Raw genomic sequence first — 19,397 nt, forward strand, 5'->3', positions numbered from 1 at the left:
TTGATTAACTGGAGCGAGACCGATGAAAAAAGTCGTCACGGTTTGCCCGTATTGCGCATCAGGTTGCAAAATCAACCTGGTGGTCGATAACGGAAAAATCGTCCGGGCAGAGGCGGCTCAGGGGAAAACCAACCAGGGTACCCTGTGTCTGAAAGGCTATTACGGCTGGGACTTTATTAACGATACCCAGATCCTGACGCCACGTCTGAAAACCCCCATGATTCGTCGCCAGCGTGGCGGCAAGCTGGAATCCGTCTCCTGGGACGAGGCGCTGAATTACGTTGCCGATCGCCTGAGCGCGATCAAAGCGAAATACGGCCCGGATGCTATTCAGACAACCGGTTCCTCACGCGGAACGGGTAACGAAACAAACTACGTCATGCAAAAATTCGCGCGCGCCGTTATTGGTACCAATAACGTCGACTGCTGCGCACGTGTCTGACACGGCCCTTCGGTTGCAGGTCTGCACCAATCGGTCGGTAACGGCGCAATGAGTAACGGCATCAATGAAATTGATGGCACTGACTTAGTCTTTATTTTCGGCTACAACCCGGCGGATTCTCACCCTATCGTGGCGAATCACGTCATTAACGCCAAACGTAACGGGGCGAAAATCATCGTTTGCGATCCGCGTAAAATTGAAACCGCGCGCATTGCCGACATGCACATTGCTTTAAGAAACGGCTCAAATATCGCGCTGCTTAACGCGATGGGGCACGTCATAATTGAAGAAAATCTGTACGACCAGGCGTTTGTCGCTAACCGTACCGAAGGTTTTGAAGAGTACCGTAAGATTGTCGAAGGCTACACGCCAGAGTCCGTCGAAGACATTACCGGCGTCAGCGCGCAGGAAATTCGTCAGGCGGCGCGGATGTATGCCAGCGCCAAAAGCGCGGCGATTCTGTGGGGTATGGGCGTCACCCAGTTCTATCAGGGCGTAGAAACCGTGCGTTCCCTGACCAGCCTCGCCATGCTGACCGGCAACCTCGGTAAGCCAAGCGTCGGCGTTAACCCTGTCCGCGGCCAGAACAACGTTCAGGGCGCGTGCGATATGGGCGCGCTGCCGGATACCTATCCGGGCTATCAGTACGTGAAAGATCCGGCCAACCGCGAGAAGTTCGCCAAGGCCTGGGGCGTGGAAAGCCTGCCTGCGCACACCGGCTATCGCATCAGCGAACTGCCGCACCGCGCGGCGCATGGCGAAGTTCGCGCGGCGTACATTATGGGTGAGGACCCGTTACAGACCGATGCCGAACTCTCTGCGGTACGTAAAGGGTTCGAAGATCTGGAACTGGTTATCGTCCAGGATATCTTTATGACCAAAACCGCGGCGGCGGCGGATGTGATTTTACCGTCAACGTCCTGGGGTGAGCATGAAGGCGTCTTCACCGCGGCGGACCGTGGCTTCCAGCGCTTCTTTAAAGCCGTGGAGCCGAAGTGGGATCTGAAAACGGACTGGCAGATTATCAGTGAAATCGCCACCCGTATGGGCTACCCGATGCATTACAACAACACCCAGGAAATCTGGGACGAGTTGCGCCATCTGTGCCCGGATTTCTACGGTGCCACCTACGAGAAGATGGGCGAACTGGGCTTTATCCAGTGGCCTTGCCGCGATACTTCGGATGCCGACCAGGGGACGACCTACCTCTTCAAAGAGAAGTTCGACACCCCGAACGGCCTGGCGCAGTTCTTCACCTGCGACTGGGTAGCGCCTATCGACAAGCTCACCGAAGAGTATCCGATGGTACTGTCGACGGTGCGTGAAGTCGGCCACTACTCCTGCCGTTCGATGACCGGCAACTGTGCGGCGCTGGCGGCGCTGGCGGATGAACCGGGCTATGCCCAGATCAACACCGCCGATGCGGCGCGTTTAGGCATTGAGGATGAAGCGCTGGTGTGGGTGAACTCCCGCAAAGGCAAAATCATCACCCGTGCGGCAGTTAGCGACCGTCCGAACAAAGGCGCGATTTACATGACCTACCAGTGGTGGATTGGGGCCTGTAATGAACTGGTAACCGAGAACCTGAGCCCGATTACCAAAACGCCTGAGTATAAATACTGCGCCGTCAACGTTGAGCCGATTGCCGACCAGCGTGCCGCAGAGCAGTATGTTATTGATGAGTATAATAAGCTGAAGGCTCGCCTGCGCGAAAGCGCAATGGGCTAAGCGGACTCGTTTCAACGCCCCCATTCGGGGGCGTTTTTTTATCCTCGTATTCTCTTTATACTGCCCACTTCCTCGACCACCTACATAAAACAATGAAACGACTTTTAGCACTGCTGTGGCTCGCCACGCTGTCAGTACACGCCGAAGAGCCGGGCAGCCAGTATCAACAGGCCGCCGAGGCCGGAGACGCGCGCGCGCAGTATTATCTGGCCGATACCTGGTTTAGCTCAGGCGATTTGAGTAAAGCCGAATTCTGGGCGCAGAAATCCGCCGACGCCGGCGATGCCGACGCCTGCGCGCTGCTGGCGCAGATCAAAATCACTAATCCGGTTAGCCTGGATTATCCGGCGGCCAGAGCGCTGGCGGAGAAAGCTACCCACGCAGGTAGCAAAGCCGGTGAGGTCATCCTGGCGCGAATTTTAATTAACAGCCAGGCGGGCAAGACCGACTACCCGCGCGCCATCAACCTGCTACAGCAGGCATCGATGAATACTGAAAACGACTTTGCGGTCGATGCGCAGATGCTGCTGGGGCTGCTTTACGCCAACGGCGTAGGCGTGAAAGAAGACGATGAAAAAGCCACCGACTACTTCAAAAATAGCTCGGCGCTGTCACGTACCGGCTATGCCGAATACTGGGCAGGCATGATGTTCCAGAGCGGTGAGAAAGGGTTTATCACGCCCAATAAACAAAAGGCGCTACAGTGGCTGAATCTGAGCTGTACGGAAGGGTTTGATACCGGCTGCGAGGAGTTTGATAAGTTAAGCTCTGAGTAGGTCGGATAAGGTCTCGCCGCCATCCGGCAATGTACGCAGGCTTGCCTGATGGCGCTACGCTTATCAGTCCTACAAAACCACAAAAATAACAACGCCGGGCATGCCCGGCGTTGTTGTTTCTTTTCTATTACTGATCGGCAGTTTTATCAAACTTGCCCAGCATTTCGCGCTCGTAGGCCAGCGCTTTTTTGCGGTCAAATTTGTGTTCCCACTTGGCAATCACCAGCACCGCCAGCGCATTACCGACCACGTTCAGCGCGGTACGCGCCATGTCGAGAATACGGTCAACCCCAGCAATAAAGGCCAGGCCTTCCAGCGGAATGCCTACGCTGCCCAGCGTAGCCAGCAGCACCACAAAGGAGACGCCCGGTACGCCGGCAATCCCTTTTGAGGTCACCATCAGCGTCAGAACCAGTACGATTTCCTGCCAGATGGACAGATCGATACCATACAGCTGGGCAATAAAGATAGCCGCGATGCTCTGGTACAGCGTAGAGCCATCGAGGTTAAAGGAGTAACCGGTCGGCACCACGAAACTGGTGATTGACGCCGGCGCGCCGTACGCTTCCATCTTCTCAATAATACGCGGCAGCACGCTCTCGGAGCTGGCCGTAGAGTAAGCCAGAATCAGCTCGTCCTTCAGGATGCGAATCAGGATCCAGATTTTAAGCCCGCAAATGCGCGCCACAATACCCAGAACCACCAGCGCAAAGAACAGAATCGCAAAGTGCACCAGCAGCACCAGCTTGGCCAGCGGCCACAGCGAGGCGAAGCCAAAGTTAGCGACCGTGACGGCAATCAGCGCGAACACGCCGACCGGCGCGTAGCGCATAACCATATGGGTCACTTTAAACATGGTTTCGGAAATTGAACGGAATACCGTCACCAGCGGCTCACGGTGCGTCGCGGGCAGCGAAGAAAGGCCCAGGCCAAACAGCACCGAGAAGAAGATGATCGGCAGCATATCGCCTTTCGCCATGGAGGCGATGATATTGGTCGGCACCAGCGACAGAATCGTGCCCATCAGGCCATGCGCGTGGCTCTGCACTTCTGCCGTTGTGCTCTGGTATTTCGAAATATCCACCGTCGCCAGCTGCGACATATCAATACCGGCACCCGGCTGGAACACGTTGGCCATGGTGATACCGATAATGATCGCAATCGTCGTGATCACTTCGAAATAGATGATGGTTTTAGCGCCAATTCGCCCCAACTGTTTTGCATCGCCAACGCCGGCTATTCCGACAATCAGCGTCGAAATAACAATCGGCACCACAATCATTTTAATCAGATGGATGAAAATATCGCCAGCCGGGGACAGCAGATTCATAACCAGCCAGTCACGGCTATCGCTATGATAATGCAGATAACTACCCAGAATAATACCCAGCACGAGGGCGATGAGAATTTGCCAGGCTAAGCTGACACGTGTTTTCTTCATAACGGCAAACTTCCTCAATGAAAAACACCATGCCATACAGGAATGGTATTCACTTGAAAGGGGGTGATTTGTGTTGCGTTTACTTTTAGAGGTTTTTAACGCGCAGTATCAGTATCATCTGTACGGTGTCTCGCGCAACCCTTTCAGAACAGGGCTTTTCACTGACAAAAATCATATTACTGCTAATTTCCACCAGTAATTATTTATAAGTTTTTGTTATAAAAACAAAATTTTTCCTCCATTTTCTATAAATCCCCTTCCGTAATTATTTTCGTTCAAAGATTCAAGTGAACGTTATTTGAACAATTCCAATAATGCGTGATCTGCCGCGCAAATAGTAAACAAAGCGACACGCGCCTCTGTTATTAACTTTTATGAGACATATTATTAACATCTTACAAGGAGAAAAAAAGCATGAGCCAAATTCATAAACACCCTATTCCTGCAAATATTGCAGACCGCTGCCTGATAAACCCGGAGCAATACCTGGCCAAATACCACCAGTCAGTCACCAACCCGGACGCGTTCTGGGGTGAAGAGGGAAAGATCCTCGACTGGATTCGGCCGTATACGAAAGTTAAAAACACCTCCTTTGCTCCCGGCAATGTCTCCATCAAATGGTACGAAGACGGTACGCTGAACCTGGCGGCTAACTGTCTCGACCGCCACCTGGCAACCCGCGGCGACCAGACCGCCATCATCTGGGAAGGCGACGATGCCAGCCAAAGTAAACACATTAGCTATCGCGAACTGCACCGCGATGTTTGCCGCTTCGCCAATACCCTGCTCTCTCTGGGCGTGAAAAAAGGCGACGTGGTGGCTATCTATATGCCGATGGTGCCGGAAGCGGCGGTGGCCATGCTGGCCTGCGCCCGCATTGGTGCCATCCACTCGGTGATCTTCGGCGGCTTCTCGCCGGAGGCGGTGGCCGGTCGCATTATTGATTCCAGCGCCCGCCTGGTCATTACCTCTGATGAAGGCGTGCGTGCCGGACGTAATGTGCCGCTGAAAAGGAACGTCGATGACGCGCTGAAAAACCCGAACGTCAAAACTATCGAAAACGTGGTGGTGCTCAAGCGCACCGGCGGCAACATCGATTGGTACGAAGGCCGCGACCTGTGGTGGCATGACCTGCTGGAAAACGCCAGCGACCAGCACCAGCCGGAAGAGATGAACGCCGAAGACCCGCTGTTTATCCTTTATACCTCGGGCTCCACCGGCAAGCCGAAAGGCGTGCTGCACACCACCGGCGGCTATCTGGTGTACGCCGCAACCACCTTTAAATATGTCTTCGACTACCATCAGGGCGACATCTACTGGTGTACCGCCGACGTGGGTTGGGTTACCGGCCACAGCTATCTGTTGTACGGACCGCTGGCCTGCGGCGCCACGACGCTAATGTTTGAAGGCGTGCCTAACTGGCCAACCCCGGCGCGCATGTGCCAGGTGGTTGATAAACATAAAGTGAATATTCTCTATACCGCACCAACCGCCATCCGCGCGCTGATGGCCGAGGGCGATAAAGCGACGACGGGCACCGATCGTTCATCGCTGCGCATCCTGGGTTCCGTAGGTGAGCCAATTAACCCGGAAGCCTGGGAATGGTACTGGAAGCAGATCGGCAACGAGAAGTGCCCGGTGATGGACACCTGGTGGCAGACCGAAACCGGCGGCTTCATGATTACGCCGCTGCCGGGCGCTATCGAGCTGAAAGCGGGCTCCGCCAGCCGTCCGTTCTTCGGCGTACAACCCGCGCTGGTGGATAACGAAGGCCATCCGCAGGAAGGGGCGACCGAAGGCAACCTGGTTATCACCGACTCCTGGCCGGGCCAGGCGCGTACCCTGTTTGGCGACCACGAGCGCTTTGAGCAAACCTACTTCTCCACCTTCAAAAACATGTACTTCAGCGGCGACGGCGCGCGTCGTGATGAAGATGGCTACTACTGGATCACCGGCCGCGTCGATGACGTGCTGAACGTCTCCGGCCACCGCCTTGGGACTGCAGAAATTGAATCGGCGCTGGTATCGCATCCGAAGATTGCCGAAGCGGCCGTCGTCGGCATTCCGCACAGCATTAAAGGCCAGGCCATCTACGCCTACGTCACGCTGAACCACGGCGAAGAGCCGACGCCAGCGCTGTACGCCGAGGTACGCAACTGGGTGCGTAAAGAGATTGGCCCGCTGGCAACACCGGACGTGCTGCACTGGACCGACTCGCTGCCCAAAACCCGTTCTGGCAAAATCATGCGCCGCATTCTGCGCAAGATCGCTGCGGGCGACACCAGCAACCTCGGCGATACCTCAACGCTCGCCGATCCTGGCGTGGTGGATAAACTGCTGGAAGAGAAGCAGGCCATCACGATGCCGTCATAACGACAGTTTGCCCGGTGGCACTGTGCTCACCGGGCCTACGCGAATTGTAGGCCGGATAAGACGCCAGTCGCCATCCGGCAACAGACAGCTCTAAAACAACAACAACCTGTACCTCTGGAGACTCTGTGATGAATGATCAAATTTGTCAGCAGATAGAAGATAGTGCGCATTTCAGGGAGCTCGTCGAAAAACGGCAACGGTTTGCCACCTTCTTATCGCTGATTATGTTAGTCGTGTACGTCGGCTTTATTTTACTCATCGCTTTTGCCCCTGGCTGGCTTGGCACGCCGCTCCATCCGGGCACCAGCGTCACGCGCGGTATCCCGATTGGGATCGGTATTATCGTCATTTCCTTCCTGTTGACCGGCGTCTATGTCTGGCGGGCTAACAACGAATTCGATCGCCTGAACAAGGCCGTACTGCGTGAGGTAAAAGCATCATGAAGAAAGTCCTGACGGCGCTTGCCGCCACACTTCCTTTCGCAGCCAACGCGGCCGATGCGATTAGCGGGCACGTTGAGCGTCAGCCGACCAACTGGCAGGCGATTATCATGTTCCTGATTTTCGTTATGCTGACGCTGTATATCACCTACTGGGCCTCGAAGCGCGTACGTTCACGCAGCGATTACTACACCGCTGGCGGCAACATTACAGGGTTTCAGAACGGGCTGGCGATCGCCGGTGACTTTATGTCAGCGGCGTCATTCCTCGGTATTTCCGCGCTGGTATACACCTCCGGCTACGATGGGCTGATTTACTCGCTCGGCTTCCTCGTTGGCTGGCCGATTATTCTGTTCCTGATTGCCGAACGTCTGCGTAATCTCGGTCGCTACACCTTCGCCGACGTCGCCTCTTACCGCCTGAAGCAGGGGCCAATCCGTATGCTTTCCGCCTGCGGTTCACTGGTGGTCGTGGCGCTGTACCTGATTGCCCAGATGGTGGGCGCGGGCAAGCTTATCGAACTGCTGTTCGGCCTTAACTACCACGTCGCCGTCGTGCTGGTGGGCGTGCTGATGGTGATGTACGTGCTGTTCGGCGGCATGCTCGCCACCACGTGGGTACAGATCATTAAAGCGGTACTGCTGCTGTTCGGCGCCAGCTTCATGGCCTTTATGGTGATGAAACACGTCGGCTTCAGCTTCAATAATCTGTTCACTGAAGCCATGGCGGTGCACCCGAAAGGCGCAGCCATCATGAGCCCAGGCGGGCTGGTGAAAGACCCGATATCGGCGCTGTCGTTAGGCCTCGGCCTGATGTTCGGTACCGCTGGTCTGCCGCATATCCTGATGCGTTTCTTCACCGTCAGCGATGCGAGCGAAGCGCGTAAGAGCGTGTTCTATGCCACCGGTTTTATGGGTTACTTCTACATTCTGACCTTTATCATCGGCTTTGGCGCGATCATGCTGGTAGGGGCAAATCCGGCGTTTAAAGATGCCGCGGGCGCGCTGATTGGCGGCAACAACATGGCGGCGGTTCACCTGGCCGATGCCGTAGGCGGTAACCTGTTCCTGGGCTTCATCTCTGCGGTCGCCTTTGCCACCATTCTGGCGGTGGTTGCTGGCCTGACGCTGGCGGGCGCTTCGGCGGTGTCTCACGACCTGTACGCTAACGTCTTTAAGAAAGGCGCGACCGAACGTGAAGAGCTGAAGGTTTCTAAAATCACCGTACTGGTGCTGGGCGTGGTGGCGATTCTGCTGGGTATTCTGTTCGAGAATCAGAACATCGCGTTCATGGTAGGCCTGGCGTTCTCCATCGCGGCAAGCTGCAACTTCCCGATCATTCTGCTCTCCATGTACTGGTCGAAGCTGACCACCCGTGGCGCGATGATTGGCGGCTGGCTGGGCCTGCTGACGGCGGTGGTGCTGATGATCCTCGGCCCAACCATTTGGGTGACGATCCTCGGTCACGAGAAGGCTATCTTCCCGTATGAATACCCGGCGCTGTTCTCGATTGCCATCGCCTTTATCGGGATCTGGTTCTTCTCTGCTACCGATAACTCCGCCGAAGGTAATCTTGAACGCGAGCAGTTCCGCGCGCAGTTCATTCGTTCGCAGACCGGTCTGGGCATCGACCAGGGCCGTGCGCATTAATGTTATCCTCCCCGGCCTTCCAGGCCGGGGATCACAGTTTTATCCCCCGCAGATGAAGCCCGTCACGTTTATTCACCGGGAATACGTATCCCACTTCACAATGATTATTTCCAGGTTGTGAAGCGCCTTCCACTCCAGAATTTTTCTCCGCTTTTTTTATTATTCTGCTCCCCTTACCCACTCGCTGACGAAAAATTATTTCTATGCTCCCCTGACTAATATTATTAGCTAATAACAAAAATAGCCTTTTATTAATTCATTGTATTTATCCTACAGGAGCAATAATTCATGAAACGTTTATTCTGCGTCAGCCTGCTCTGCGCGAGCGGCCTGCTAACGGCTGCCTCCAGCTTCGCTCAGCAGGATGTCACCCTCAGAATGTCATGGTGGGGAGGGAAATCACGCCACGAAGTGATGCTCAAAGCGTTGGAAGACTTTGAAGCTCGTCATCCGGGGATTAAAGTGCACGCCGAGTATATGGGCTGGGACGGCTATCTTGAGCGCATGACCACGCAGATATCCGGCGGCCAGGAGCCGGATGTGATGCAAATTAACTGGCCCTGGTTCCCCATTTTTTCCCGCACCGGCGATGGGTTTTACGATATCAACAAACTGGGTGATGTATTCGACCTCAGCCAGTATCCGGCGAAAGAATTAAAATCCACGACCATTAATGGCAAGCTAAATGCGATTCCCATTTCGCTGAACGTGCCCGGGTTTTATTACAATACGGAAACCTGGAAAAAGGCGAAGCTCACCTACCCGCAAAGCTGGGACGACCTGTTTGCCGCTGGCAAAATATTTAAAGCGCGGCTCGGCGATGAGTATTACCCGCTTATTTTTAACGATCAGGATACCTTCCTGATGGTGAACTGTTATATGTCGCAAAAGTACAATACGCCAATGTTTACCGCCGATGGTAACCACTTCGCCTGGAGCAAAGCGCAGTGGCATGAAGCCTTCAATTTTATTCAGCGTCTGGTCAACGATCACGTGATGCCCGGCCCGAAATACCTCGCCTCGTTCGGTAAATTCGATTTTATCGACAGCAAATACTGGCAGGACGGCAAATGGGCGGGCACCTACACCTGGAACGTGGTGATTCAGTACTATGCGCCAAAGCTGACGCCGCCGGCGAAGCTGGTGCTGGGTGACTATGTCATGTACCCCGGAGCCACTAACGCCAGCGCCTATTTTAAAGTGTCGTTGACCTATGCCATCAGCAAGGTAACGAAGCATCCGAAGGAGGCGGCAAAGCTATTGAATTTCTTGCTCAACGATCCGCAGGCCATTGCAGCCATCAGGCTGGAGAACGGCATTCCGTTGAGCAGCATTGCGATCAAAACGCTCACCGACAACGGCACGCTGACCAATGACAATCCGTCGGTCGCCGGATTTAACGCCGCACAGAGGTTAACGTCTGAATCAACGGCCACGTCGTGGATGGAGGATCAGAAAATGCAGTCCTTTTTCAAGGAGGCGCGACAGAATATGGACTACGGGCGGATGACGCCGGAACAGGCGGCAGATGACTTTGTGGCAAAGGCTGAGCGGTTGATGAAGCGGTCTGCAGCGCGTCATTAGCGGCGGTGATTGCCCCTCTCCCCACAGGGGAGAGGGTTGATGCCGCAGTCCGCGTCATTCGCTGCCTTACGGCAACATCAGCAGCAGCGTTTTAATCTCAAACGGCGTAAACATCAGCGTCACGCTTCCCTCGACGACCGCGATCTCCCCTTCCACCTCCTCCATCAGGTTGGCAAGGTAGCAGCACGTCACGCCCTCCGGTAACCGGAGCGTTGCCGCCGCCTGCACGCCGTCAAACTCATAGGCACGCAGCACCAGAGCGCGGACGTTTTCCGCTTTTTTGACCGTCTCCAGGCACACATGCGGCGAGTCGCAGGCCACAAACGATGCGCCCTCTTCGGCCTCCTGCGGCCGCGCAGCACCCTGATACACCCGCAGCGGGTTGTTGAATAAATACGCCTCGCGGTTTACTGCACCCACCACTTCATCGCCGCAGTGTGGGAACAGCGCATAGGAAAAACGATGCTCGCCGGCATCGGCGTTGACGCCCGGGTAGCGCTGCGAGCGCAGCAGATTGAGATCCAGCACGCCGTCTTTGGCGTAGTGCCCGTATTTACTGTCGTTCAGCAGCGCCACGCCGTAATCCGGCTGCGAGTAGTCAATCCACTTATGGGCACAAATCTCAAACTGCGCTGCGTCATAAACGTTATTGACCCTGGCGCTGCGGCGAATTTTGCCAAACTGAATGTCACAGCTTACCCGTTCGCTCAGCACGTTCACCGCAAAGGCGGTACGCAGCATTTTCTCGCGTTCATGCCAGTCCACGACGGTTTCAAAGGTCAGCCGTTTGCTGCCGGGTTGCAGGCTGATTTTCTGCGTCAGCGTCGAGCGACCATAGCGATAGTACTGCTCAACAACGGCGGCTGCGCCTTCGCGTCGGGCCGAAGTCGCGATCATCTCAAAGCACGCCGGTTCACGCTGACGGTAGGTAATGTCGATATCCCAGCAGTCGCCGCAGATGTCGTCATACACCGCCAGCCGGTTGCCGACGGTGCCAGGTTGCAGCAGCGAGCGGCCAGCCTGCTTGTCCACCAGCGCCACGATATGCCCCTGCGCATTAAACTCAACGCACAGCAGATCGTTTTCCAGCCGCTGCGGCTGCGCCACCGCCTGCGGAAGCGCCGCAGGCACGGTGGGTTCAACGATCCGATAACCAAATGCCGGTACCGCCACGCGTGCGGGCTGGCCCGCCAGCATCAGCCACTCTTCGCGATCGAAACCGCTCAGATTATGAATGACGAACGCATCGGGCCGCTCGCCTGCGCGCGCAAGGCCATCGCCGATGAATTGTTCCACCTGCGCCAGCAGCGCCTCATAGCGGGCGACAGATTCGTCGTACACGCGCTTGATGGATGAGCCCGGCAGAATATCGTGGAACTGGTACAACAGCGCTTCTTGCCAGATAGCCTCAAGCTGCGCCGTTGGGTACGCCGTTTCATCGTGCAGCCAGCGGCGGCTGGCGACAAACTCCAGCTCGCGCAGCGCATTTTCCAGCTTACGGTTAAACCACTTGTTGCGCGCCTGCGTTGTCAGCGTGCCCTGATGCTTCTCCAGATACAGCTCGCCGTGGTAATGCGGATAGCGCTCGCAGCGCTGGGCAATATGCTGGAAGAAGTCGATGGCGTAGCCCTGCTTCACCGGCGCGATACCGCTGAGGTTTTTGATTCGCCGCAGCCGCGCCAGATGCTCTTCGCCAGGGCCCCCGCCGCCGTCGCCAATGCCAAACAGCATCAGCGCCTGGTCGCAGACGGCCGCTTCACGGTAGGCCGTTTCAATACGCCGAATGCTACGCGGCGCGGCTGGGCCGTTGTAGGTCTCTTCCGGCAGCATATGCGCCAGCACGCTGCTGCCGTCAATTCCGTGCCAGATAAACGTATGGTGGGGAAAGGCGTTATGCTCATTCCACGACAGCTTCTGCGTCATAAAGTAGTCAACGCCAGACTTGCGCATAATCTGCGGTAGGTTGGCATTGTAGCCAAACACATCGGGCAGCCAGAGCATCCGCGTCGTCTGGCCAAATTCACGCTGAAAGAACTGGCGGCCGTAGAGAAACTGACGCACCAGCGACTCACCGCTGGGCACGTTCGTATCCGCCTCTACCCACATGTCGCCCTGAATCTCAAAACGCCCTTCTCGCACCTGATGCTGCACGCGCGCATACAGCTGCGGGTAGTCCTCCTTCACCCACTGAAACAGCTGCGGCTGGCTGGCGCCAAAATGGTAGTCCGGATCGTCGGCTAGCTGTGCCAACGCCGTCGCGAAGGTGCGCGCGCCCTTGCGTTTGGTTTCCCGGATCGGCCATAACCAGGCAAGATCGATATGCGCATGGCCGATCCCCACCACGCTGACCGTCGGATCGCCGCCACGCTTATTAAGCTCTACCGCCAGCGCCCGCCGGCAGGCCGCAATCGCTTCATCATCGTAGCGGGACAGACCGTTAAGCGCCTCGCTCAGGCAGGACAACACGCGCTTGAAGCGGGCGCAAGCGCGATCCAGACAGCCCAGCAGATCGGCCAACACCCAGGCATCGTAGTAAAGATCGCGCAAAGCCGCATTGCAGGTGGCAATATGCGCCTGTGCCAGCACGCCGCTGCGCAGCGATCCAAAGAGATCGTTACAGGCCAGATCCAGCCACAGATCGACCTCTCGCCGCCCCTCCAGCGGCAACACCACTTTCCCCGCCTGGCCAAGACTGGGCTCAAAGGTGGAGTCGACGTTGGTCAGCCCCCGCAGCGGCGTGCCGTCGCTCGCCACCACCAGCGCTTCGCCGCCGCAGTCGAACAGCACCACCGCCTCTTCCACCTTCACACCGTCCGGCACCACGCCGCGCACGTTCACCCATGCACAGTCCCACAGCGCTCCCCAGCGTTCTCCGAGGTGAAATTCATGCGGCTCGCCCTGTTCACGCCGGGCAAAAGGCACCGGTTCTGGCGTCAAAAATCCATTTACCGTTAATTCACACACCGGCGTATAGATCGCCATTTTTATTTGTTGAATTTGATAATCAATATCACGCAGTAATTTATCATCGAAGCTGAGCATGCAATATTCCTTTATAGGCGAAGGGCGGGCGGAAAGATAAATAAAGCGCAGGTAGTAGATAAGTTATGAATATTGAAATCCGTGACTCGCGACAAAAACAGAAAAATAAGAAGGTAAATATTTAATACCTATTTATTTAATAAATAATTAATACTCAATATATTTTCATGCTCAACTCCATCCTATTTATCCCTTAAGATTCATCTTGCATAAGATCACATTATTCACCGCAGCAGGTGATAAGCATCACGATTGCTTTATAAAAAAGAATGACGATGATCACTTTAAATTTTTAATCTCTGTGACCAGTACCTCATTTTCATCGTCGATGCGCCATAACGCGGCCTGAGCATGCCGCCGACGCGCGACATTTCAGGTCTCACTTTTTATGCTTAGCGCATTCGGACTCGGTCAGGCTGCGCGCAAAGCGGGCCAGGCGTTGAGGGCTTAACAGCAGCGGCAAAAACAGCGGGCTGCCAGCGGGCGGCGACGTTAGCCAGCGTTCCAGCGTGTCGACATAGTGCAAAAGCTGGTTTTGATGCTGGCGCAGCGTATCGGCAGGCAGCGCGTTATCGCCGTAGCGATCGCGCCAAAGCAGGTCAACGGTGGCCCCGGCTACCCGGGAGAACATCTGGCTGTAGATTTCCGCATTGCGCCAGGCGGCGTGCAAAATCTCCAGCGAATCGTCAGGGCAGGTTATGCGTGGCAGTAGCTCACGCAGCGTCTGCACCGCGTTGGCAGCAAGGAAGCAGGCGGCTTCCTTTTCAAGGCTAATCAGCTGGCGCTGCTCCTGGCCTAATGGCAGATCGTCAGCCGGAATCAGCGGCTGCCAGGCCTGAAGCCAGTTGGCGCTGCGGGTGTCCATATGTAGCACCTGCTGCGCCTGGGAAATACCGTCCGGTACCTGGCTCTGATAATGCAGGCGGCGGCCCAGCAGGTTGGGCGTTTTACACAGCCAGTCGTAGCTGGAAGGAAACAACGCCGCCAGCCGCTGCCGGTCCTGCGGCGTGCGAAAGCGCAGCTGTCGTTGCTCGACCCAGCGGTCGAACACCGACGCCGTCGCACCGTCCGTGACCTGGTTCGCGGCCATCAGGCCAATCAAATTGATGCTGTTTGCCGAGTCCATGACCCGGCTGTCGGGCATCCACTGCCAGCTCACGCGGGAGGTAATCGCCTCCACTTCGTTGCCGGTGGCGCTGATGGCCCAGCTCAGACGACCGCTGATTTCATCGGCCAGGTAGCACGGTAGCGCCGTCCAGCCGTAGCCAGTGCCGACCAGATCGTATTCGATCCACTTTTTGTGGCCGGACAGCCCGACGATGTGCGGATGGTTAGCAAAACCAGGATGGTAGTCAATTTCGGTGGCTTTGACGGCGGCACGAACGTCATCCGGCAGCGCGGAGAGCACCGTCGCCAGCTGCTGGCGCGGCCAGCTGTCATCAATAAAGTCGCGCAGCACCAGCTTTTTACCGTGGCTGCGCAGCTGGCTCCAGACGCTGTAAAGCCCCTGCTGCCAGCCCGCGGTCTGGAAGGCTGGCGTCGTCAGGCCAAGCACCACGCCGCTGAGATGCGGTAGCGCCGGAAGAAGCGGGGAAAATATTGCCGCATAAAAATGTGGCCAGAAATCCGGTGAGCTTTTTTCGTCGAACGTTAATTCCGGGAATTTACGCTTGATGATGTCGTCCGTCGGCGCGGCCTCACCCTGAAGCCAGAAGGAGAGATTATTTTCCGCCAGATAACGATCGACGCGTTTTAAATACTGCAACGCGTAATTTTGTTGATGAATAAGGTTCTCGACGTTCAGCTTCTGACTCAACGGCGAGGGCGTAGCCAGAATAGAAAGCAGTTCCTGTTGGTGCAGGATGATACCGGTGAAACCATGCTGTTTCGCACTTTTAACACCCTGAATAAACCAGGGCCAGTTCCAGATAAAAGTGCTATTCAGCTCCATCAGCTGATGTGGAATACGTTTCATCGCCCTCACCCTGCAAATAAATATGTGCTTATCATAATCGAGGATGTCATGAAAAAATATGCGCTGGTCGGTACCGGGGGTCGTGCGGGTCTGTATATTTCCGCCATTGGCGGACAGTGGCGTGAGAATGCGAAAATGGTCGCCTTTTGCGATACCAATCAGACGCGCATGAACTACGCCAACCAACTGTTGCAAAAAGAAGGCGCCGAGCCGGTTTCGACCTGGAAAGCGGCACAGTTTGAAGAGATGATCCGCGAAACGCGTCCGGATATCATCATCGTCACCACCATGGACCGCACCCACGATGATTACATCGTCCGCGCGCTGCATGCGGGCTGCGACGTGATCACCGAAAAGCCGATGACCATCGATGAAAAGCGCGCGCTGCGTATTCTCGACGCGATTGAAGAGACCGGGCATTCCGTCCGCGTAGCGTTCAACTACCGCTACGCGCCACACCATAGCAAAGTGCGCGAACTGCTGATGCAGGGCGTGATTGGCAACGTGACCTCGGTGCACTTCGAGTGGCTGCTCAACACCGAACACGGCGCAGACTACTTCCGCCGTTGGCACCGCGAAAAACGCAACAGCGGCGGCCTGCTGGTGCATAAATCCACCCATCATTTCGACCTGATGAACTTCTGGCTAGCGAGCTACCCTGAGCGCGTTTACGCCGAAGGCAGCCTGCAATTTTACGGCAAAGAGAACGCCGAAAAACGCGGCGTAACCCAGTTCTATCCACGCACCCACGGCTACGCGGAGGCCAAAGATGATCCGTTTGCGCTCAACATGGCGGACAACGCTCAGCTGAAGGCGCTGTACCTCGACGCCGAGCATGAAGATAACTACTTCCGCGATCAGAGCGTGTTCAGCGACGGCATCACCATCGAAGACACCATGTCGGTGCTGGTGAAGTATCAGAACCAGGTGCAGCTCACCTATTCACTGAACGCCTACCTGCCGTGGGAAGGGTTGAACGTGGTCTTCAACGGTACCGAAGGCCGTCTGGAGATGAAAATCGTCGAGAAATCCTACGTTAACGCCGGTGGTAAACGCGAGAACGAAGGCAGCCTGGAACAGTGTGATATCACCGTGTTCCCGATGTTTGCCGAACCGTGGAAAGCCGAGTTCAGCCTGGGCGAAGGCGGCCACGGCGGCGGCGATAACGCCATGCTGGCCGACCTGTTCGGCGAGCCGGGCAATGACCCATTACAGCGCGCAGCCGACCATCGCGCGGGGGCCATGTCCATCCTCACCGGTATTGCGGGCAACATCTCCATGCAGCAGCAGCGCCCGGTGAACTTTAAGGAGTTTGAGCTGGTTTCCCGTCTGGCGAAACGCTAAGCGTTTCATTCCGGCGCGGCCCGTACCGCGCCGGAGCGACCGGTCAGTATTTTGCAGTTACTCACCTGTTTAATAACATGATTTCTGGCTCTGTCCCGGAGACAATAATGAATAAACTCGTTTCAGGTGTTATCGCATCGCTGTTATTTTCCTGTACCGCTACCTGGGCCCAGCAGCCCGTTGAACTGCGTATGTCGTGGTGGGGGGGCAACAGTCGCCACCAGGCCACCCTCAAGGCGCTCGAGGCCTTCGAGAAAAAATACCCCGATATCAAAGTAAAGGCCGAATACACCGGCTGGGACGGCCATCTCTCACGCCTGACCACACAAATCGCAAGCGGCACCGAGCCGGACGTGATGCAGACCAACTGGCCGTGGCTGATTATTTTCTCCAAAAATGGCGAAGGCTATTACGATCTTAACAAACTGAAAGACCAACTCGATTTAAGCCAGTATCAGGCGAAAGATCTGCAGTCCACGACCGTGAAAGGCAAACTTAACGGCCTGCCTATCTCGGTCAACGCGCCGGTCTTTTACTACAACGACGTCTCCTGGAAAAAGGCCGGGCTGGCCTATCCGAAAACCTGGGATGAGCTGTTTGCCGCCGGAAAAGTGTTCCAGCAAAAGCTGGGCGACAACTACTACCCGTATGCCATGGTCGACCAGGACGTTATTTTGCTGTTGAACGCCTACATGATGCAGAAATACCAAAAGCCGATGTTCGATAACGACGGCAAGTTTACCTGGGATGACGCGCAGTGGGCCGAAGCGTTTAGCTTTGTGAAGCGCCTGAGCGACGATCGGGTGGTGCCTTCGCCCAAGAAGCTTTCGTCATACGGCAAAGGCAATCTGTATGAAATGAAGCCATGGATTGCCGGAGAATGGGGCGGCACGTTCACCTGGAATATCTCCATCCGCATGTACATCAATAACCTGACGCCCCCTGCCCATCTGGTGCTGGGGGATTACGTTATGCAGCCTGGCACAACCGAATCCGGCGTCTACTTTAAAACGGCGCAAATGTTCTCAGTGGCCAAATCGACCCGCCATCCAAAAGAGGCCGCCATGCTGGTCAATTTCCTGCTTAATGACCCGCAGTCTATTGCAGCGCTGGGGCTGGAGCGCGGTATTCCGCTCAGCAAAGCAGCAGAAACGTTACTCACACAACAAGGGGTTATTGACCCGAACGATCCGGTGGTGGCGGGACTACGCCAGGCTCAGGCGCTGCCGACGACGGTTGTCGCCACGCCGTATATTGAAGATTTACAGGTTGTCGATCAGTTCATGTCCGCACGCGAGAAGCTCGATCAGGGCAATCAAACGCCTGCTCAGGTGGCCGCCGATTTCCGCCAGCAGGTGGAGCGTATCGTTCGGCGTTTGAACCGCGGAGCCTGATGGTGCCGCGCTTACCCGGCCTACCACGTCGAATGTAGGCCGGGTAAGCGTACGCGCCACCCGGCAAAATTCACCACCGAGGCCTAGAACATAATCCAGCCAACCAGCGGAGCAACCAACACCATCACCACGCCGGAAAGCATCATCACCAGGCTTGCCACAACCCCTTCCTGCGGGCCAAGCTCATAGGATCGCGCCGTACCGGCGCCGTGCGATGCCGCGCCAAATCCGGCCCCTTTGGCCATTCCTTCGCGAATCGCGAGCCGCAGAAAAAGGACGTCGCCAATCGCCATACCAAATACGCCGGTCACAACGACAAACAGCGCCACCAGCTCCGGCTGGCCACCGAGCGATTTCGCCGCCGCCAGCGCAAACGGCGTGGTGATTGAACGCACCGCCAGGCTGCGCTGAATTTCATCCGACAGCGTAAACAGCCGCGCCAGCCACACGGAACTGGTCACCGCCACCACCGTTGCCGTCACCACCCCGGCGGAAAGCGACATCCAGTGGCGTTTGATAATCGCCAGATTATCGTACACCGGCACCGCAAACGCGATGGTCGCCGGCCCCAGCAGCCACAGCAGCCAGTGCGCCTCGCCCATGTAGTTCTGGTAGGAGATATGACCAAACACCAACATCAGCACCAGCAGTACCGGCGTGAGCACCAGCGGCATCAGCGGCAGCTTACGAAAGCGGCGATACAGGCGCTTATTGGCAAAGTAAAGTACCAGGGTAATCACCAGGCATAACACGCTCAGCTGAAAGTTACTCATGGCGCATCCGCTTCAGTTCGTAGCGATAAACCTTATCGACCACCCACGCGGTCGCCCCTAGCACCATCATCGTGCTCAGCGCGATGACAAGAAAAATACGCCAGCCGTCGACCATCAGCAGCTGAGCGTAATTCACTACCGCCACAACCGCCGGCACGAAAAACAGCAGCATCTCCGCCAGCAGCCAGCGCGACCCGGCACGCACCCACTTCAGCGGCACCACGTGGCAGACAATCAGCGCCAGCAGCAGCATCATACCCACCAGGTTGGCGGGCAGCGGCAGATGCCACCAGCGCACCAGATATTCAGCAAAAACAAACAGTCCTGCGTACAGCACAACCTGTACCGGCACCTGCAGACGGTTTAACACGGAGGGCACAACGCGCCCTAAGGCCTCAGCCATGGAGGGATGTCCAGAAAAAATCACAGGCGCACA

The 19,397-nt window shown here is 56.2% G+C and carries 13 protein-coding genes; 8 read left to right on the plus strand and 5 right to left on the minus strand.

Features of this window, described 5'->3' with window-relative positions:
* Positions 1-22: 22 nt before the first annotated feature.
* Positions 23-2,170: a formate dehydrogenase subunit alpha gene (gene fdhF / locus H7R56_RS22680; protein WP_106928504.1), complete on the plus strand. Its 2,148-nt coding sequence runs from the start codon at positions 23-25 to the stop codon at positions 2,168-2,170.
* A 92-nt stretch (positions 2,171-2,262) separates the two neighbouring features.
* Positions 2,263-2,946, plus strand: a complete 684-nt coding sequence (locus tag H7R56_RS22685; RefSeq protein WP_106928506.1) for a tetratricopeptide repeat protein — start codon at positions 2,263-2,265, stop codon at positions 2,944-2,946.
* Positions 2,947-3,073: 127 nt separating this feature from the next.
* Here H7R56_RS22685 and gltP read toward each other — a convergent pair whose 3' ends face one another.
* Positions 3,074-4,387 carry a glutamate/aspartate:proton symporter GltP gene (gltP, locus tag H7R56_RS22690; protein WP_106928508.1) on the minus strand — a complete coding sequence of 438 codons (1,314 nt, stop codon included), beginning with the start codon at positions 4,385-4,387 and terminating at the stop codon, positions 3,074-3,076.
* Positions 4,388-4,801: 414 nt separating this feature from the next.
* Between gltP and acs the strand changes: the two genes are divergently transcribed.
* The 4 genes from acs to H7R56_RS22710 all read left to right on the plus strand — a co-directional run bounded on the left by acs (position 4,802) and on the right by H7R56_RS22710 (position 10,433).
* On the plus strand, positions 4,802-6,760 hold the full coding sequence (gene acs / locus H7R56_RS22695) for an acetate--CoA ligase (RefSeq protein ID WP_106928510.1): 1,959 nt from the start codon (positions 4,802-4,804) through the stop codon (positions 6,758-6,760).
* A gap of 128 nt (positions 6,761-6,888) precedes the next feature.
* Positions 6,889-7,203 carry a DUF485 domain-containing protein gene (locus H7R56_RS22700; protein WP_106928512.1) on the plus strand — a complete coding sequence of 105 codons (315 nt, stop codon included), beginning with the start codon at positions 6,889-6,891 and terminating at the stop codon, positions 7,201-7,203.
* The gene (actP, locus tag H7R56_RS22705) at positions 7,200-8,849 is read left to right on the plus strand and encodes a cation/acetate symporter ActP (protein ID WP_035895955.1); all 1,650 of its coding nucleotides are present in this window, start codon (positions 7,200-7,202) and stop codon (positions 8,847-8,849) included. Before H7R56_RS22700 ends, actP begins: the two co-directional genes overlap by 4 nt.
* Before the next feature lie 288 nt (positions 8,850-9,137).
* Complete coding sequence (locus H7R56_RS22710) at positions 9,138-10,433, plus strand: ABC transporter substrate-binding protein (protein WP_106928514.1); 1,296 nt, start codon at positions 9,138-9,140, stop codon at positions 10,431-10,433.
* Between the two features lie 66 nt (positions 10,434-10,499).
* Here H7R56_RS22710 and H7R56_RS22715 read toward each other — a convergent pair whose 3' ends face one another.
* Complete coding sequence (locus H7R56_RS22715; protein WP_106928516.1) at positions 10,500-13,475, minus strand: alpha-mannosidase; 2,976 nt, start codon at positions 13,473-13,475, stop codon at positions 10,500-10,502.
* Between the two features lie 379 nt (positions 13,476-13,854).
* The gene (locus H7R56_RS22720; protein WP_106928518.1) at positions 13,855-15,450 is read right to left on the minus strand and encodes a hypothetical protein; all 1,596 of its coding nucleotides are present in this window, start codon (positions 15,448-15,450) and stop codon (positions 13,855-13,857) included.
* 48 nt (positions 15,451-15,498) lie between these two features.
* Between H7R56_RS22720 and H7R56_RS22725 the strand changes: the two genes are divergently transcribed.
* Both H7R56_RS22725 and H7R56_RS22730 read left to right on the plus strand, forming a co-directional pair.
* The gene (locus tag H7R56_RS22725; RefSeq protein ID WP_106928520.1) at positions 15,499-16,794 is read left to right on the plus strand and encodes a Gfo/Idh/MocA family protein; all 1,296 of its coding nucleotides are present in this window, start codon (positions 15,499-15,501) and stop codon (positions 16,792-16,794) included.
* Positions 16,795-16,898: 104 nt separating this feature from the next.
* Positions 16,899-18,188 carry an ABC transporter substrate-binding protein gene (locus tag H7R56_RS22730; RefSeq protein ID WP_374956748.1) on the plus strand — a complete coding sequence of 430 codons (1,290 nt, stop codon included), beginning with the start codon at positions 16,899-16,901 and terminating at the stop codon, positions 18,186-18,188.
* An 83-nt stretch (positions 18,189-18,271) separates the two neighbouring features.
* Here the strand turns inward: H7R56_RS22730 and H7R56_RS22735 are convergent, their stop codons facing one another.
* Entirely contained in the window at positions 18,272-18,961 is a 690-nt protein-coding gene (locus H7R56_RS22735; RefSeq protein WP_106928524.1) for an LrgB family protein, read from the minus strand.
* Positions 18,954-19,364, minus strand: a complete 411-nt coding sequence (locus tag H7R56_RS22740; protein WP_106928525.1) for a CidA/LrgA family protein — start codon at positions 19,362-19,364, stop codon at positions 18,954-18,956. The genes H7R56_RS22735 and H7R56_RS22740 overlap by 8 nt, the downstream gene beginning before the upstream one ends.
* Positions 19,365-19,397: the final 33 nt, after the last annotated feature.

The sequence above is a fragment of the Klebsiella sp. WP3-W18-ESBL-02 genome (assembly GCF_014168815.1).
GTDB lineage: Bacteria > Pseudomonadota > Gammaproteobacteria > Enterobacterales > Enterobacteriaceae > Kluyvera > Kluyvera ascorbata_B.

Coding starts and splice junctions, on each gene's coding strand:
- H7R56_RS22685 (WP_106928506.1), top strand. CDS start 2,263: ATGAAACGACTTTTAGCACTGCTGTGGCTCGCCACGCTGTCAGTACAC.
- gltP (WP_106928508.1), bottom strand. CDS start 4,387: ATGAAGAAAACACGTGTCAGCTTAGCCTGGCAAATTCTCATCGCCCTC.
- acs (WP_106928510.1), top strand. CDS start 4,802: ATGAGCCAAATTCATAAACACCCTATTCCTGCAAATATTGCAGACCGC.
- H7R56_RS22700 (WP_106928512.1), top strand. CDS start 6,889: ATGAATGATCAAATTTGTCAGCAGATAGAAGATAGTGCGCATTTCAGG.
- actP (WP_035895955.1), top strand. CDS start 7,200: ATGAAGAAAGTCCTGACGGCGCTTGCCGCCACACTTCCTTTCGCAGCC.
- H7R56_RS22710 (WP_106928514.1), top strand. CDS start 9,138: ATGAAACGTTTATTCTGCGTCAGCCTGCTCTGCGCGAGCGGCCTGCTA.
- H7R56_RS22715 (WP_106928516.1), bottom strand. CDS start 13,475: ATGCTCAGCTTCGATGATAAATTACTGCGTGATATTGATTATCAAATT.
- H7R56_RS22720 (WP_106928518.1), bottom strand. CDS start 15,450: ATGAAACGTATTCCACATCAGCTGATGGAGCTGAATAGCACTTTTATC.
- H7R56_RS22725 (WP_106928520.1), top strand. CDS start 15,499: ATGAAAAAATATGCGCTGGTCGGTACCGGGGGTCGTGCGGGTCTGTAT.
- H7R56_RS22735 (WP_106928524.1), bottom strand. CDS start 18,961: ATGAGTAACTTTCAGCTGAGCGTGTTATGCCTGGTGATTACCCTGGTA.
- H7R56_RS22740 (WP_106928525.1), bottom strand. CDS start 19,364: ATGGCTGAGGCCTTAGGGCGCGTTGTGCCCTCCGTGTTAAACCGTCTG.